This window comes from Mesorhizobium sp. WSM3868, from assembly GCF_002294785.1.
In the GTDB taxonomy this organism is placed as follows: Bacteria; Pseudomonadota; Alphaproteobacteria; order Rhizobiales; family Rhizobiaceae; genus Mesorhizobium.
Window position 1 is genome coordinate 153094 of the sequence record NZ_NSGB01000003.1, and the last position, 14060, is coordinate 167153.

The 14060-nt window shown below is 64.8% G+C and carries 14 protein-coding genes; 10 read left to right on the forward strand and 4 right to left on the reverse strand.

Translation table 11 applies throughout. The features are described from left to right. Position 1: 1 nt before the first annotated feature. Complete coding sequence (locus CK221_RS06955) at positions 2–1495, reverse strand: NAD-dependent succinate-semialdehyde dehydrogenase (RefSeq protein WP_095777199.1); 1494 nt, start codon at positions 1493–1495, stop codon at positions 2–4. 128 nt (positions 1496–1623) lie between these two features. Further along, the gene (locus CK221_RS06960; RefSeq protein WP_095777200.1) at positions 1624–2109 is read right to left on the reverse strand and encodes an Lrp/AsnC family transcriptional regulator; all 486 of its coding nucleotides are present in this window, start codon (positions 2107–2109) and stop codon (positions 1624–1626) included. An 81-nt stretch (positions 2110–2190) separates the two neighbouring features. Here CK221_RS06960 and CK221_RS06965 point away from each other — a divergent pair, with 81 nt between their 5' ends. From CK221_RS06965 to doeB, 10 genes are all read left to right on the forward strand, one after another. Further along, positions 2191–3576 carry a PLP-dependent aminotransferase family protein gene (locus tag CK221_RS06965; protein WP_095777201.1) on the forward strand — a complete coding sequence of 462 codons (1386 nt, stop codon included), beginning with the start codon at positions 2191–2193 and terminating at the stop codon, positions 3574–3576. A gap of 134 nt (positions 3577–3710) precedes the next feature. Continuing rightward, the gene (gene ehuA, locus CK221_RS06970; protein ID WP_095777202.1) at positions 3711–4496 is read left to right on the forward strand and encodes an ectoine/hydroxyectoine ABC transporter ATP-binding protein EhuA; all 786 of its coding nucleotides are present in this window, start codon (positions 3711–3713) and stop codon (positions 4494–4496) included. Between the two features lie 154 nt (positions 4497–4650). Next, a complete protein-coding gene (ehuB, locus tag CK221_RS06975) occupies positions 4651–5451 on the forward strand; it encodes an ectoine/hydroxyectoine ABC transporter substrate-binding protein EhuB (protein ID WP_245307596.1) in 801 nt (266 codons plus the stop codon). 183 nt (positions 5452–5634) lie between these two features. Continuing rightward, a complete protein-coding gene (gene ehuC / locus CK221_RS06980) occupies positions 5635–6294 on the forward strand; it encodes an ectoine/hydroxyectoine ABC transporter permease subunit EhuC (protein WP_095777203.1) in 660 nt (219 codons plus the stop codon). Positions 6295–6310: 16 nt separating this feature from the next. Continuing rightward, positions 6311–6970 carry an ectoine/hydroxyectoine ABC transporter permease subunit EhuD gene (gene ehuD, locus CK221_RS06985; protein ID WP_067002307.1) on the forward strand — a complete coding sequence of 220 codons (660 nt, stop codon included), beginning with the start codon at positions 6311–6313 and terminating at the stop codon, positions 6968–6970. 5 nt (positions 6971–6975) lie between these two features. Then, a complete protein-coding gene (gene eutA / locus CK221_RS06990) occupies positions 6976–7752 on the forward strand; it encodes an ectoine utilization protein EutA (protein WP_095777366.1) in 777 nt (258 codons plus the stop codon). An 11-nt stretch (positions 7753–7763) separates the two neighbouring features. Next, positions 7764–8759, forward strand: coding sequence for a hydroxyectoine utilization dehydratase EutB (gene eutB, locus CK221_RS06995; RefSeq protein WP_095777204.1), 996 nt, complete (start codon positions 7764–7766; stop codon positions 8757–8759). Then, the gene (locus tag CK221_RS07000; protein ID WP_095777205.1) at positions 8756–9748 is read left to right on the forward strand and encodes a cyclodeaminase; all 993 of its coding nucleotides are present in this window, start codon (positions 8756–8758) and stop codon (positions 9746–9748) included. The genes eutB and CK221_RS07000 overlap by 4 nt, the downstream gene beginning before the upstream one ends. 37 nt (positions 9749–9785) lie before the next feature. After that, a complete protein-coding gene (doeA, locus tag CK221_RS07005) occupies positions 9786–10964 on the forward strand; it encodes an ectoine hydrolase DoeA (RefSeq protein WP_095777206.1) in 1179 nt (392 codons plus the stop codon). A gap of 5 nt (positions 10965–10969) precedes the next feature. After that, positions 10970–11971 (forward strand): N(2)-acetyl-L-2,4-diaminobutanoate deacetylase DoeB, encoded by a 1002-nt coding sequence (gene doeB / locus CK221_RS07010; RefSeq protein WP_095777207.1) that lies wholly within the window; start codon positions 10970–10972, stop codon positions 11969–11971. A gap of 61 nt (positions 11972–12032) precedes the next feature. Here the strand turns inward: doeB and CK221_RS07015 are convergent, their stop codons facing one another. Next, entirely contained in the window at positions 12033–13310 is a 1278-nt protein-coding gene (locus CK221_RS07015; RefSeq protein WP_095777208.1) for an L-fuconate dehydratase, read from the reverse strand. A gap of 13 nt (positions 13311–13323) precedes the next feature. Beyond that, positions 13324–14055 (reverse strand): SDR family oxidoreductase, encoded by a 732-nt coding sequence (locus CK221_RS07020; protein ID WP_095777209.1) that lies wholly within the window; start codon positions 14053–14055, stop codon positions 13324–13326. Positions 14056–14060 lie beyond the last annotated feature (5 nt).

A 14060-nucleotide genomic window follows, 5' to 3' on the forward strand; every position in this document is an offset into this window, starting at 1 on the left:
GCTAGGCGACGTCCAGACAAAGGTATTTCAGATCGGTGAAGGCTTCGAGGCCATGGCGCGAGCCTTCGCGGCCGATACCCGACTGCTTGACGCCGCCGAACGGGATCGGCGCGCCGGTGATCTTCACCCGGTTGATCGCGACCATACCGTATTCCAGCGCGCGACCCATGCGCGCCTGGCGCGCGCCGTTCTCGGTCACGACATAGGCGACGAGGCCATATTCGGTAGCGTTGGCGCGGGCGACGACTTCCGCTTCCTCGTCGAACGGGGTGACGGCGGCGACCGGGCCGAAGGTTTCCTCATGCATGATCAGCGCCTCGTCCGGCACATCGACGAGCAGCGTTGGCTGATAGAACAGCGGCCCGGCCGCATGGACCTTGCCGCCGATGAGGCAGCGCGCGCCGCGAGCCAGCGCGTCTGCGACCTGCTCCTCCACCTTCTTGACGGCGCGCTCATGCATCAGCGGGCCGATATCGGCGTCGGGTGAAAGCCCGTTGCCGGTGCGCAGGCGCTCGATGCAACGGGCGAAGGCGGCGCAGAAGCGGTCATAGATCTGGCGCTGCACATAGATGCGGTTGGCGGCAAGACAATCCTGGCCGGAGGTGGCGAATTTGGCGTCGAGGGCGATCGTCACCGCCTTTTCGATATCGGCATCACCGAAGACGATCAGCGGCGCATGGCCGCCGAGCTCCATGACCAGCCGCTTCATCGTCGGCGCGCTCTGCGCGGCAATCAGCCGGCCGACGTCGGTCGAACCGGTGAAGCTCATGGCGCGCACCCGGGCGTCAGCGCACATCGCGCCGACGATGGTGCGCGCATCCCCGGTGACAACGTTGAAGACGCCGGCGGGCAGGCCGGCACGCTCGCCGAGCTCGGCCAGCGCCAGCGCCGAAAGCGGCGTTTCCGAGGACGGATGCGTCACCACGGTGCAGCCGGCGGCAAGCGCCGCAGCGGCCTTGCGGGTGAGCATGGCCGACGGAAAGTTCCATGGGGTGACGACGCCGACGACGCCGAGCGGCTCGCGGCGAACGGTCATCTGAGCATTCGGCAGATGGCTGGTGACGCTTTCGGCATTGAGGCGCTTTGCTTCCTCGGCATACCACTCGACGAAGGAGGCGGCGTAGTCGATCTCGCCCAGCGATTCCTTTAGCGGCTTGCCCTGTTCAAGCGTCATCAGCAGCGCCAGGTCGTCCTTGGCGGCGACGATCAGCTCGAACCATTTTCGCAAGATTCTGGAACGCTCTTGCGGCAGCGCGGAGCGCCAGGCCGGCAGGGCACGCGCTGCAGCGTCGACAGCCTCCGCCGTTTGGCTTGCGCCGAGGGCGGCAACGAAGGCGACTGTAGCGCCGGTGGCCGGATCGGTGACTGCGAAGCTCGCGGCCGAGTCGCCGGCCGTCCAATGTCCCCCGATATAGCCGAGATCGCGCAGCAGCCGGCGATCGGCGAGACGATCCAGTGCTTCGTGGCGGTGTGGGCGTGCAAAATGCGCGGACATCGTTTGTCTCCCGGTGCCAGTCGATGCGGAGAGATTAGCCGCGCGACCGAGACAGAGAGGCTTTTTCGGCAGCCGCCAGGAGAGAGATTGTCTCCCATCGCCCGTCGCGCCAGACGATCTCTCCGGCTTCAGCCTGGCAACAGGTCGGCGACAGGCACCACGGACTCCTCCTTCACCGTCTTGGTGACGATGTAGGTGAAGTAGCGGTCGATGCCGATCTCGCGTTCCAGAAGGGCGTCGACAAGCCGCTGATAGGCGTCGATGTCCCGCGCCATCACTTTCAGCACATAGTCGACGCCGCCGCCGACCGACCAGCAGGCGACGATCTCGGGCACGTCGCGGACGACCCGCTCGAAACGGTCGAAATCGGCTTGCCGGTGGCTGGCCAATGTCACCTCCATCAGCACGGTCGCCACCGGCGCGATCGCGCGCATGGCGATTGCGGCGTGGTAGCCGGAGACGATGCCGGCCTTCTCCAGCTTGCGCAGCCGCATCCAGCAAGGCGTCGGCGACAGGCCGACCTTCTCGGCCAGCGCCAGCTTGGTGATGCGCCCGTCGCGCTGGATGGCGTCGAGGATCTTGAGGTCGATCGGATCGAGTTTCGCTGCCGCCATGCTCCGCCTTTTTGTTCCGGACACCATGACGATGCATTATTTCGATTGTCAATTGCACTGATTTCGATCTCTAATAAAGTCATGACATTATGGCAGCCAGATCCTGCGCTCATCCGCCGCCCGGCCTACCTCTCGCTGGCCGATCAGTTCGCGCGCGCCATCCATGATGGAAAGCTCGCCAATGGCGCGCGACTGCCGACGCACCGGCGGCTTGCCGACGACCTGAAACTTTCGGTCCAGACGGTCAGCCGCGCCTATGAGGAACTGATCCGCCGCGGTCTGATTGCCGGCGAGGTCGGGCGCGGCAGCTTCGTGCAGACGCAGCGCCGGGAGCCGGAGCCGCCCTACCTCCCGGAACGGTTGGGCGAGGTCATCGACCTCTCGATCCTGAAGCCGGTCTGCGAGCCGATGCATCTGGAGAAGCTGAAGCAGGCGTTGGGGTGGCTGGCCGAGAACCTGCCGTCGAGTTCGGCGCTGTCGTTCCGGCCGAACATGGTGTTCCCGCGTCATCGCACGGTGGCGGTCGAATGGCTGAAGCTCTGCGGCCTCGACGCCTCACCGCAGAACATCAGCCTCACCAACGGCGCCACCGCCGGCATGACGGTAGCGCTGATGAGCGTCGCACCGCCCGGCTCGACGGTCGCCACCGAGGCGATCGGCCACCACACGCTGGTGCCGCTCGCCCGCTATCTCGGCTTCAATCTCGAAGGCCTGCCGATCGACGACAACGGCCTGATCCCGGAAGCGTTGGATGAGGCCTGCCGTCTCTCCGACATTCGCGCCGTTTTCGTCCAGCCTTCGGTCATCAACCCGACGGCGAGCTTGATGGACGCCAGCCGGCGCGAGCAGATCGCCGCGGTCGCGCGCAAACATGACATCGCCATCATCGAGAACGACGTGCTCGGGCCGCTCGTCGAAGGCCGGCCTCCGGCGGTTGCCGCCTTCGCGCCCGAGCGGACGCTCTACGTCACCTCCTTCACCAAGATCACCGTGCCCGGCCTGCGCATCGGCTATCTCGCGGTGCCCGACCGCTATGTCGCGGCCGTCGCCAACCGCCATCTCGTCTCGAATTGGATGGCGACGCCGATGGTGGCGGAAATCGCGACCCGGTGGGTGAACGACGGCACGGCTTTTGAGTTGGTCGACTGGCAACGCCGGGCGCTGAGACGCCGGCAGGAAATCGCAGCCGAAATGCTGGCCGGCGTCGACTATCGCTCCCATCGCGACGGGCTGCATCTGTGGCTCCAATTGCCGGGCGACCGCGCCGAGGAGAGCTTCGTTGCGCAGGCGCGCCTGCGCGGCGTGGCGATCGCGCCGGGCACGTCGTTCCGCATCGCCGACACGCCGTGGCATCCCGCCGTGCGCATCTCGCTCGGCTCGACCACCGAAGGGGAACTGCGCGCGGGCCTGAGCGTTGTCGCCAAGCTCCTGCTGGGCGATCCGGAGCATCTTCTGCTCGCCATCTGATGCAAAAGCGGAGCGCCAATTGCCCCAATTGTGCAGCGCTCGAAAAATTGTCATGATATTATTTTCCTAATTGACATGATTTAGCGCGTTTCGCATCGTTAGGAGCATAGGCCGCTTCAGAACGGGGAAATGGATTGCCCGCGCCCATCATCAAGGTCGACGCCATTTCGAAGAGCTTCGGCGCCTTCAAGGTGCTCGACGGCCTGTCGATGCAGGTCATGCCAGGCGAGAAGCTGGCGCTGATCGGCCCATCCGGATCGGGCAAGACGACGATCCTGCGCATCCTGATGACGCTGGAGAAGATCGACGGCGGCCATATCCAGATCGACGGCGAGCAGCTCTATCACATGGAGCGCAACGGGCAGCTGGTACCGGCCGACGAGCGGCACTTGGCCAAGATGCGCCAGAAGATCGGCATGGTCTTCCAGCTCTTCAATCTTTTCCCGCACAAATGCGTCATCGACAATGTCACGCTGGCGCCGATGCTGACCAAGGGCGTGGCGCGAGCCGCCGCCGAAAAACGGGCGATGGAACTGCTCGACATGGTGGGCCTCGCCGATAAGGCGAAGAGCATGCCGGCACAGCTTTCCGGCGGCCAGAAGCAGCGCGTCGCGATCGCCCGCGCGCTGGCGCTGTCGCCCAAGATCATGCTGTTCGACGAGGTCACCTCGGCGCTCGACCCCGAGCTGGTCGAGGAGGTGCTCAATGTCATGCGTAAGCTCGCCGCCGAAACCGACATGACGATGCTGCTCGTCACTCATGAGATGGGCTTTGCCCATGACTTTGCCGATCGCGTGCTGTTCTTCGATCGCGGCAGGATCGTCGAGGAGGGCAAGCCCGATGAGATTTTCCGCCATCCCAAGCAGGAACGCACGCAGGGCTTCCTGAAGAAGATCATCGCGGCCGGACATCGCGTCTGACCGCCATGCCAGGGCGGCGAAGCCGTCCCGAAAGCCAGAAACGGGTGGCAAGTACGCCATCCGAACCGAGCGAACCAAGAAGAGAAACAAGGAGTTGGGAACGATGAAGAAACTTGGCATCCTGGCTGGCGTCGCCGGTCTCGCCGTAAGCACCATGCTGCTCGCCTCCGGCGCGCGTTCAGCAGACGACGCAAAGCTCGAGCAGCTCAAGCAGCAGGGCTTCGCCCGCGTCGCCATTGCCAACGAGCCGCCCTACACCGCGGTCGCCGCGGACGGCAAGGTCTCGGGCGCCGCACCCGACGTAGCGCGCGAGATCTTCAAGCGCCTCGGCGTCAACGATATCGTCGCCTCCATCTCCGAATATGGCGCCATGATCCCCGGCCTGCAGGCCGGCCGCTTCGATGTCGTCACCGCCGGCCTGTTCATGAAGCCCGAGCGCTGCGCGGCTGTCGCCTATTCCGAGCCGGTGCTGTGCGATGCGGAAGCGATGCTGGTGAAGAAGGGCAACCCGAAGGGTTTCAAGAGCTATGAGGACGTCGCCAAGGACACGTCGGCCACTATCGGCGCGCCGGGCGGCGGCACCGAGGAGAAGCTGGCGCTCAATGCCGGCGTGCCGCGCGACCGCGTCATCGTCGTGCCGGACGGCCAGAGCGGCCTGAAGATGGTGCAGGACGGCCGCATCGACGCCTATTCGCTGCCCGTTCTGTCGATCAACGACCTCATCAAGAAGGCCAATGATCCGAATCTCGAAGTGATCGCGCCGGTGCAGGGCGCGCCGGTCTATTGCGACGGCGCCGCCTTCAAGAAGGGCGACGAGGCGCTGCGCGATGCCTATGACGTCGAGCTCGCCAAGATGAAGAAGTCCGGCGAGTTCGCCAAGATCATCGAGCCCTACGGCTTCTCGGCCAAGGCGGCGATGTCGACGACGCGCGAGAAGCTCTGCGCGGCGAAGTAATCTCCCTTCTTACCACCTGCGGGGAGAAGATGGCTCGAAGAGCCGGATGAGGGGCGGCGCGCCAGCATTTCAAGGTCAGCGCTGCCCCTCATCTGCCTGCCGTCATCTCCTCCCCGTGGGCGGGGACAAGGCTGTCGGAGCCGTCTCGCAACGACTGCAAACGTTAGGAAAATTTGAAACTCAATGACCCAGTGGTCCGGCTATCTCGGCCTGATATTGCAGGGAGCGCTTGTCACCATCGAGCTGACGCTGATGGGGTCGGTGCTTGCGCTCGTCATGGCCTTTCTCGCCGGCATGGGACGTGTGTCGCGCTTCTTCATCGTGCGCGCGATTGCCACGACCTATATCGAGTTCTTCCGCGGCACCTCGATCTTCGTGCAGCTGTTCTGGGCCTATTTCGTGCTGCCTTTCGCCGGTCTGTCGCTGACGCCTTTGCAGGCCGGCGTGCTGGCGCTGGGGCTCAATGTCGGAGCCTATGCGGCGGAAGTCGTGCGCGGCGCCATCCTGTCGATCGGCCGTGAGCAATATGAGGCCTGCACGGCGCTTAATCTCGGCCGCTGGCAAGGCATGCGCCACGTCATCCTGCCGCAGGCGCTGCTCATCATGCTGCCAACCTTCGGCAACAACGCGATCGAGCTGCTCAAGGCGACTTCGGTCGTATCGCTGATCTCGCTTGCCGATCTCACCTTCCAGGCGCAAGTGGTGCGCTCGCAGACGGGCAGCACGCTGATGCCCTTCCTCTCCGTTCTCGTCATCTATTTCGCGCTCGCGCTGATCATCTCCTGGGGCGTGCGCTCGCTGGAGCGCCGCATGGCGCGCGGTCTCGACGGAGTGCGTGTCTGATGGAATGGGCCCGCTGATGGAATGGGATTGGAACTTTGTCTGGGAGATCATGCCGACCCTGATCCAGGGGGTGAAGATCACGATCCTGGCGACCGTGCTCGGCTCGATCCTGGCCGGGATCGTCGGTCTGGCGATCGCGCTGGCGCGGCGCTCGCCTAACCGCACGGTGTCGCGCAGCGTCGGCTGGTTCGCCGAATTCATCCGCGGCACGCCGCTTCTGGTGCAGCTCTATTTCATCTTCTACGTGCTGCCCGATATCGGCATCCTGCTGCCGCCCTTGGTGGCGGGCGTCATCGGGCTTGGACTGCACTACGGCACCTATACGGCCGAGGTCTATCGCGCCGGCATCGACAATGTGCCTCGCGGTCAGTGGGAGGCCGCCAAGGCCTGCAATCTTAACGGCCGCCACACCTGGACGCATGTCATCCTGCCGCAGGCGATCCCGCCGATGATCCCGGCCTTGGCCAACTATTTCATCGCCATGTTCAAGGAGACGCCGCTGCTTTCGGCGATCACCGTGCTGGAGCTGATGAACCAAGCCAAGAGCGTCGCCAATACCTATTACCGCTACATCGAGCCGATGACGCTGGTTGGCGCCTTCTTCCTCGTCATCAGCCTCTGCTCCGTCGTGCTGTTGCGCTGGCTGGAGCGTCGTTACGGCAGGATCGAGAGATGAAAGTCATGAAACCGTTGCCCGAAATCGAGCTGGCATCGACCCGGCCCGCACTCGATGCGCGTCCGCTCGAAAAGCGCGTCGGGCTGATTGCTTTGGCCACCGATCATACCAGCGAGGTCGACTTCCGCCGCATGGTGGCGAGCGAGCGGATCGGCGTCTATGTCGCGCGCATCCCCTACGCCAATCCGACGACGCCGGACAATCTGCGCAAGATGCAGCCCTCGCTTTCGACGGGCGCGGCACTGATCCTGCCGGACGAGACGCTCGATGCCGTCTGCTATTCCTGCACGTCTGCTTCCGTGGTGATCGGCGACGCCGAGATCGAGCAGGCGATCCAGGCGGCCAAGCCGAATGTTCCCGTGGTCACGCCGCCCATGGCCGGCGTGCGCGGCCTCAACGCTTTTGGCGTGAAGCGGATCAGCATTCTCACTCCTTACACCGTCGAGACCAGCCGGCCGATGGCCGCCTATTTCGCCGCGCACGGCTTCGACATCGAGAGCGTCACCTGCCTCGGCTTCGAGGACGATCGGGAGATGGCACGCATCGAGCCTACCTCGCTCGTCGATCTGGCGCGCAAGGCGACGCATGCGCAGGCGGATGCGCTGTTCGTTTCATGCACCGCGCTACGCGCGGCGCTCGCCGTTCCAGGCATGGAGGAGGCAATCGGCCGCCCGGTCGTCACCAGCAACCAGGCGAGCGCCTGGAACTGCCTGCGGCTTTGCGGCGACGACACGGCGCGGCCGCAGTTCGGCCGGCTGATGACGAAGCCATTGGCCCAGTGAGCGGCATGCCAATGACCAAAACGGAAGTCACGCTTCAGCATATCCGCGTTGCGCGCGAACGCATTGCCGGAAAGGTCGAGCGGACGCCGACTGTGTTGTCGCAAAGCCTCTCGGATCGCGTGGGCCATCCCGTTCACCTCAAGCTGGAACATCACCAGACGACCGGCGCGTTCAAGCTGCGCGGCGCGTCCAACGCGATCGCCGCGTTGAGTCCGGAGGAAAGGTCGCGCGGCGTCGTCGCGGCATCGACCGGCAATCACGGCCGCGCGCTGGCCCATGCGGCGAAGCTCGAGGGCATGCGGGCGGTGATCTGCATGTCGAAGCTGGTGCCCGAGAACAAGCTCGATGCAATCCGCCGCCTTGGCGCGGATATTCGCATCGTCGGCAACAGCCAGGACGATGCCCAGCAGGAGGTGGACAGGCTGGTTGCGGAGGAGGGGCTGGTCATGCTGCCGCCCTTCGACCATCCGGACATCGCCGCTGGGCAGGGCACGCTGGGGCTGGAGATATTGGAGCAGGTTCCGGACGCAGCAAGTGTGCTCGTGCCGCTCTCCGGCGGCGGCCTTGCGGCCGGAGTTGCCGCGGCGGTCAAGGGGGTGAGCCCAGCCACCAAAGTCGTCGGCGTCTCGATGGCGCGCGGTGCCGCGATGAAGGCGAGTCTCGATGCCGGCCGCCCCGTGCAGGTCGAGGAATTGCCGACGCTTGCGGACTCGCTGGGCGGCGGCATCGGCCTCGATAACCGGCTGACCTTTGCCATGTGCCGTGAGCTGCTCGACGACGTCATCCTGCTTTCCGAGGACGAGATCGCCGCCGGCATTCGGCATGCCTATGAGGAAGAGCGCGAGATCGTCGAAGGCGCGGGCGCGGTCGGCATCGGCGCGCTGCTTGCTGGGAAGGTCACTGCGAAAGGACCGGTGGTGGCCATCCTGTCTGGCCGCAACATCGACATGAGCCTGCATCGCCGCATCGTCTGCGGCAACGCTGCACTGACGGAGCGCCCCACATGAGCCGCATGACCATCCTCACCGAAGCCGAGCTGCGCAAGATCGTGACGCTCGATCTGGATGCGGTCGCCTGCGTCGAGAACGCGTTTCGGGCTTTGGTGACAATGCCGGTGGCGATGCCGCCAATCTTGAGGCTTGACATTCACGAGCATCGCGGCGAGGTCGACGTGAAGTCCGCCTACGTGCCCGGCATAGATGGCTTCGCCGTCAAGATAAGCTCCGGCTTCTTCGACAATCCGAAGCTCGGCCTGCCGAGCGGCGGCGGCATGATGGTGCTGCTTTCGGCCAAGACCGGTGTGGTCGAGGCGCTGCTGCTCGACAATGGCTATCTGACCGATGTGCGCACCGCCGCAGCCGGCGCGGTCGCGGCCAAGCATCTGTCGCGCGAAGACTCCAGCATAGCGGCGATCTTCGGCGCCGGCTTGCAGGCCGGCCTGCAATTGGAAGCGCTGCGCCTCGTCAGGCCGATCGCGGAGGCGCGCGTCTGGGCGCGCGATGCGGCCAAGGCCGAGGCGACCGCGGCCCGCTTGCGCGAGAGACTGGGCATCATGGTGCGTGCCGAGCCGGATGCGGCGAGGGCGGCAGCGGGCGCCGACATCATCGTCACCACCACGCCTTCGACCGAGCCGCTGATCAAGGCCGGGTTCGTCTCGGCCGGCCAGCACATCACCGCGATGGGCTCGGATGCCGAGCACAAGAACGAGATCGCGCCGGCGATCCTTCGCCTGGCAGATCTCTATGTCGCAGACAGCGCGAAGCAGACGCGGCGCTTGGGCGAGCTTCACCACGCCATCGAGGCAGGGGCGATGGCGGCCGACGCGGAAGTCACTGAGCTCGGCCAGGTCATCGCCGGGAAAAAGCACGGACGACGATCGGCCGGCGACATCACCATCGCGGATCTCACCGGCACCGGCGTGCAGGACACCGCGATCGCCACCTTAGCCCGCGACCGCGCTGGGGCGGCGAAGACGGGAACGATTTTCGAAAGCTGAATATGGCCGCGAGGCCCAACAAACGAGGACCAACAAAATGCAGCCGAACCTGAAATTCTCGCGGGGCGAATTTGCCGATCGCCTGGCAAAGACGCGGAAAGCCATGGAGGCCAAGGGGGTCGATCTGCTGATCGTCAGCGATCCGTCCAACATGGCGTGGCTGACCGGCTATGACGGCTGGTCCTTCTATGTGCATCAGGCGGTCATCGTGCCGCCTTCGGGCGAGCCGGTCTGGTATGGCCGCGGCCAGGACGCCAACGGCGCCAAGCGCACCGCCTATCTCGCGCATGACAACATCATTGGCTACGCCGACCACTACGTGCAGTCGACCGAGCGGCACCCGATGGACTATCTCGCCAGCGTGCTTGCCGATCGCCGCTGGGACAAGCTGACCATCGGCGTCGAGATGGACAATTATTGGTTCTCGGCGGCTGCCTTCGCCTCGCTGCAGAAGCACCTGCCCAACGCCCGCTTCCTCGACGCCACCGCGCTGGTCAATTGGCAGCGCGCGGTGAAGAGCCCGACCGAGGTCGACTTCATGCGCAAGGCCGCCCGCATCGTCGAGGCCATGCATCAGCGCATCGTCGACAAGATCGAGGTCGGCATGCGCAAATGCGATCTGGTCGCCGAGATCTATGATGCCGGCACGCGCGGCGTTGAGGGCATCGGCGGCGACTATCCGGCGATCGTGCCGCTCTTGCCATCGGGCGCCGACGCCTCGGCGCCGCATCTCACCTGGGACGACCAGCCGATGAAGGTGGGCGAGGGCACCTTCTTCGAGATCGCCGGCTGCTACAATCGCTACCACTGCCCGCTGTCGCGCACCGTCTTCCTCGGCAAGCCGACGCAGGCCTTTCTCGACGCCGAGAAGGCGACGCTAGAGGGCATGGAGGCGGGCCTTGCGGCCGCCAAGCCGGGCAATGTCTGCGAGGACATCGCCAATGCCTTCTTCGCCGTGCTGAAGGAGTACGGCATCGTCAAGGACAACCGCACCGGCTACTCGATCGGTCTTTCCTATCCGCCGGATTGGGGCGAGCGCACGATGAGCCTGCGCCCCGGCGATCGCACCGAGCTCAAGCCCGGCATGACCTTCCATTTCATGACGGGTCTGTGGCTCGAGACAATGGGACTTGAAATCACCGAATCGATCCTGATCACCGAGACCGGCGTCGAGTGCCTGGCCAATGTGCCGCGCAAACTGTTCGTGAAGGATTGAGGCCTATGCCAGCTCTGCCTCCATCGCCGATAACGCCGACCGTCGATTTCGAGCGCGACGGTGTCCAGCACGGCTTTCTGCGCCTGCCTTACAGCCGCGACGATTCCGCCTGGGGCTCGGTGATGATTCCGATCTGTATCGTCCGCAACCGCAACGGGCAGACGGCGCTGCTTACCGGGGGAAATCACGGCGACGAATATGAAGGCCCGCTGGCGCTCTACGAGCTCGCTCGCACGCTCGACCCGAAGGATGTCACCGGCACCGTCATCATCGTGCCGGCGATGAACTATCCGGCGTTCCGCGCCGGCAGCCGCACCTCGCCGATCGACAAGGGCAACATGAACCGCAGCTTTCCCGGCCGGCCGGACGGTACCGTGACGGAAAAGATTGCCGACTATTTCCAGCGCGAATTGTTGCCGCGGGCGGACATCGTGTTCGACTTCCACTCCGGCGGAAAGACGCTGGACTTCGTGCCGTTCTGCGCCGCGCATACGCTGCCGGACAAGGAACAGGAGAAAGAGGCCTTCGCCGCGGTCGAAGCCTTCTCGGCTCCGTTCTCGATGCGCATGACCGAGATCGATACCGTTGGCATGTATGACACCGCGGCCGAGAAGATGGGCAAGGTCTTCGTCACTACCGAGCTCGGCGGTGGCGGCACGGCCCGGGCCGAGACGGTGCGCATCGCTCGCCGTGGCATCCTCAATGTGCTTCGCCATGCCGGCATCGTTGATGGTGCTATCGAGAAAAATCGAACTCAATGGCTCGACATGCCCTCGGGGGACTGCTTTGCGTTTGCCGAGGACGAGGGCATGATCGAGACCATGATCGATCTCGGCGAGAAGGTGGAGGAAGGCCAGGTCGTGGCGCGCATCCATTCGACCGGTCGCACCGGCACCGCGCCCCAGGAGATCAAGGCCAGGATGTCAGGGCTCCTGGCCGCGCGCCATTTCCCCGGCCTGGTCAAGGCCGGCGATTGTGTTGCGGTGCTTGCCGTCGAGGTTGACTGAAGCGCGCCAGGTAGAAGCGACGCCGTAACGCCGCCAAGGCCACCTGCGTTACGGCTCGCATTCAACTGTGGAATAGGTAGGCGGCAATCGAGTCCGGCTTCATCTCGATCGAGAAGCCCGGCGCCGTCGGCGGCATGTACGCCGCATTCTCAATGGCACAGGGCTCGAGGAAATGCTCGTGCAGGTGATCGACATATTCGATCACCCGTCCATCCTTGGTGCCCGACACCGCGATATAGTCGATCATCGACAGATGCTGGACATATTCGCACAGGCCGACGCCGCCGGCATGCGGCCAGACCGGCAAGCCGAACTTGGCGGCGATCAAAAGCACGGCCAGCACCTCGTTCAGGCCGCCCATGCGGCAGGAATCTATCTGCACGATATCGATCGCGCCGCCGGCGATGAACTGCTTGAACATGATGCGGTTCTGGCACATCTCGCCGGTCGCAACCTTGATCGGCGCCACCGCCTTGCGGATCTTGGCATGGCCGGCGACATCGTCCGGGCTGGTCGGCTCCTCGATGAAGAAGGGCTTGGCGAAGGCAAGATCGCGCAGCCAGTCGATCGCCTGGTCGACCTCCCAGACCTGGTTCGCGTCGATCATCAGGTAACGGTCCGGACCGATCACCTCGCGGGCGATCCTGAGACGGCGGATGTCGTCGGCGCGGTCGCGGCCCACCTTCAGCTTGATGTGATTGAACCCCTCGTCGACTGCTTCCTGGCAGAGGCGCCTCAGCTTGTCGTCGGGATAGCCGAGCCAGCCGGCCGATGTGGTATAGCAGGCATAGCCTTCGCGCTCGAGGCTGGCGATGCGCTCGGCCTTGCCGGCCTCGGCCTTCCTCAGGATCTCCAGCGCTTCGGCCGGCGTGATCGCATCGGTGAGATAGCGGAAGTCGACGATGCGCACGATCTCTTCCGGGCTCATGTCGGCGACAAGGCGCCAGACCGGCTTGCCGGCTTCCTTGGCCCACAGATCCCAGACCGCATTGACAACCGCGCCGACGGCGAGGTGCATGGCGCCCTTGTCCGGGCCGATCCAGCGCAACTGGCTGTCGCCGGTCACGTGATGCCAGAAGCGGCTGGGATCTTGCTTGACCCAGTCGAGGTCGATCCCGACAACAAGATGGCGCAGCGCCTCGATCGCCGCGCAGCAGATCTCGTTGCCCCGGCCGATGGTGAAGGTGAGCCCGTGGCCGCTGAGCCCCTCGCTATCGGTGTCGAGGATGACATAGGCGGCCGAATAATCGGGGTCCGGATTCATCGCGTCCGACCCGTCGAGGCTCTGCGACGTCGGGAAGCGCAGATCGAAGACGCGAAGATCGGTAATGCAGGTCATGCTCGGTGCCTCATCAGATCGACCAGCCGCCGTCGATATTATAGGCCTGCCCGGTCGTATAGGTGGCGCCGGCGAGATAGACGGCAAGATCGGCGATCTCCTCCGCCGTGCCCAACCTTCCCATCGGCTGGCGGGCGATGAAGGCGGCACGGGCGGCCTCATAGTCGCCTTGCGCCCGCATGCGGCTTTCGAGCGAGGGGCTCTCCACCGTGCCGGGGCAGATCGCGTTGCAGCGAATGCCTTTACCGACATAGTCGGCGGCGATCGATTTGGTCAGCCCGATCACGGCCGCCTTGGTCACGCCATAGGCGAAGCGGTTCGGCACGCCTTTCGGGGCGCCGGCGACCGAGGACATGTTGATGATCGCCCCATCGCCGCGCTCCAGCATGCCGGGCAGCACGGCGCGGATGGTGCGGATCATGGCGCGCACATTGAGGTTGAAGGCAAAGTCGAGGTCCTCGTCCTTCATGTCGAGGATCGAGCCGGAATGGACGAAGCCGGCGCAGTTGAAAAGCACATCGACGCGGCCGATTTCGGCGAAGGCGGCCTGCACGGCGTCGTCGTTCAGCACGTCGAGCTTGCGAGTCTTGATGGCCGAGGTGTTGCCGAGCTCGGCCAGCGCCGCTTCGTTGATGTCGGTGGCGTGGACGATCGCGCCAGCCTTGGCGAAAGCCAACGCGCTAGCCCGACCGATGCCTTGCGCAGCGGCCGTCACGACCACCACCTTGCCTGTCAGATCAGCCATGTTGT

Coding starts and splice junctions, on each gene's coding strand:
- ehuD (WP_067002307.1), top strand. CDS start 6,311: ATGGAATGGGATTGGAACTTTGTCTGGGAGATCATGCCGACCCTGATC.
- CK221_RS07020 (WP_095777209.1), bottom strand. CDS start 14,055: ATGGCTGATCTGACAGGCAAGGTGGTGGTCGTGACGGCCGCTGCGCAA.
- CK221_RS06955 (WP_095777199.1), bottom strand. CDS start 1,495: ATGTCCGCGCATTTTGCACGCCCACACCGCCACGAAGCACTGGATCGT.
- ehuB (WP_245307596.1), top strand. CDS start 4,651: ATGCTGCTCGCCTCCGGCGCGCGTTCAGCAGACGACGCAAAGCTCGAG.
- doeA (WP_095777206.1), top strand. CDS start 9,786: ATGCAGCCGAACCTGAAATTCTCGCGGGGCGAATTTGCCGATCGCCTG.
- CK221_RS07000 (WP_095777205.1), top strand. CDS start 8,756: ATGAGCCGCATGACCATCCTCACCGAAGCCGAGCTGCGCAAGATCGTG.
- CK221_RS07015 (WP_095777208.1), bottom strand. CDS start 13,310: ATGACCTGCATTACCGATCTTCGCGTCTTCGATCTGCGCTTCCCGACG.
- CK221_RS06960 (WP_095777200.1), bottom strand. CDS start 2,109: ATGGCGGCAGCGAAACTCGATCCGATCGACCTCAAGATCCTCGACGCC.
- CK221_RS06965 (WP_095777201.1), top strand. CDS start 2,191: ATGACATTATGGCAGCCAGATCCTGCGCTCATCCGCCGCCCGGCCTAC.
- eutA (WP_095777366.1), top strand. CDS start 6,976: ATGAAACCGTTGCCCGAAATCGAGCTGGCATCGACCCGGCCCGCACTC.
- eutB (WP_095777204.1), top strand. CDS start 7,764: ATGACCAAAACGGAAGTCACGCTTCAGCATATCCGCGTTGCGCGCGAA.
- ehuC (WP_095777203.1), top strand. CDS start 5,635: ATGACCCAGTGGTCCGGCTATCTCGGCCTGATATTGCAGGGAGCGCTT.
- doeB (WP_095777207.1), top strand. CDS start 10,970: ATGCCAGCTCTGCCTCCATCGCCGATAACGCCGACCGTCGATTTCGAG.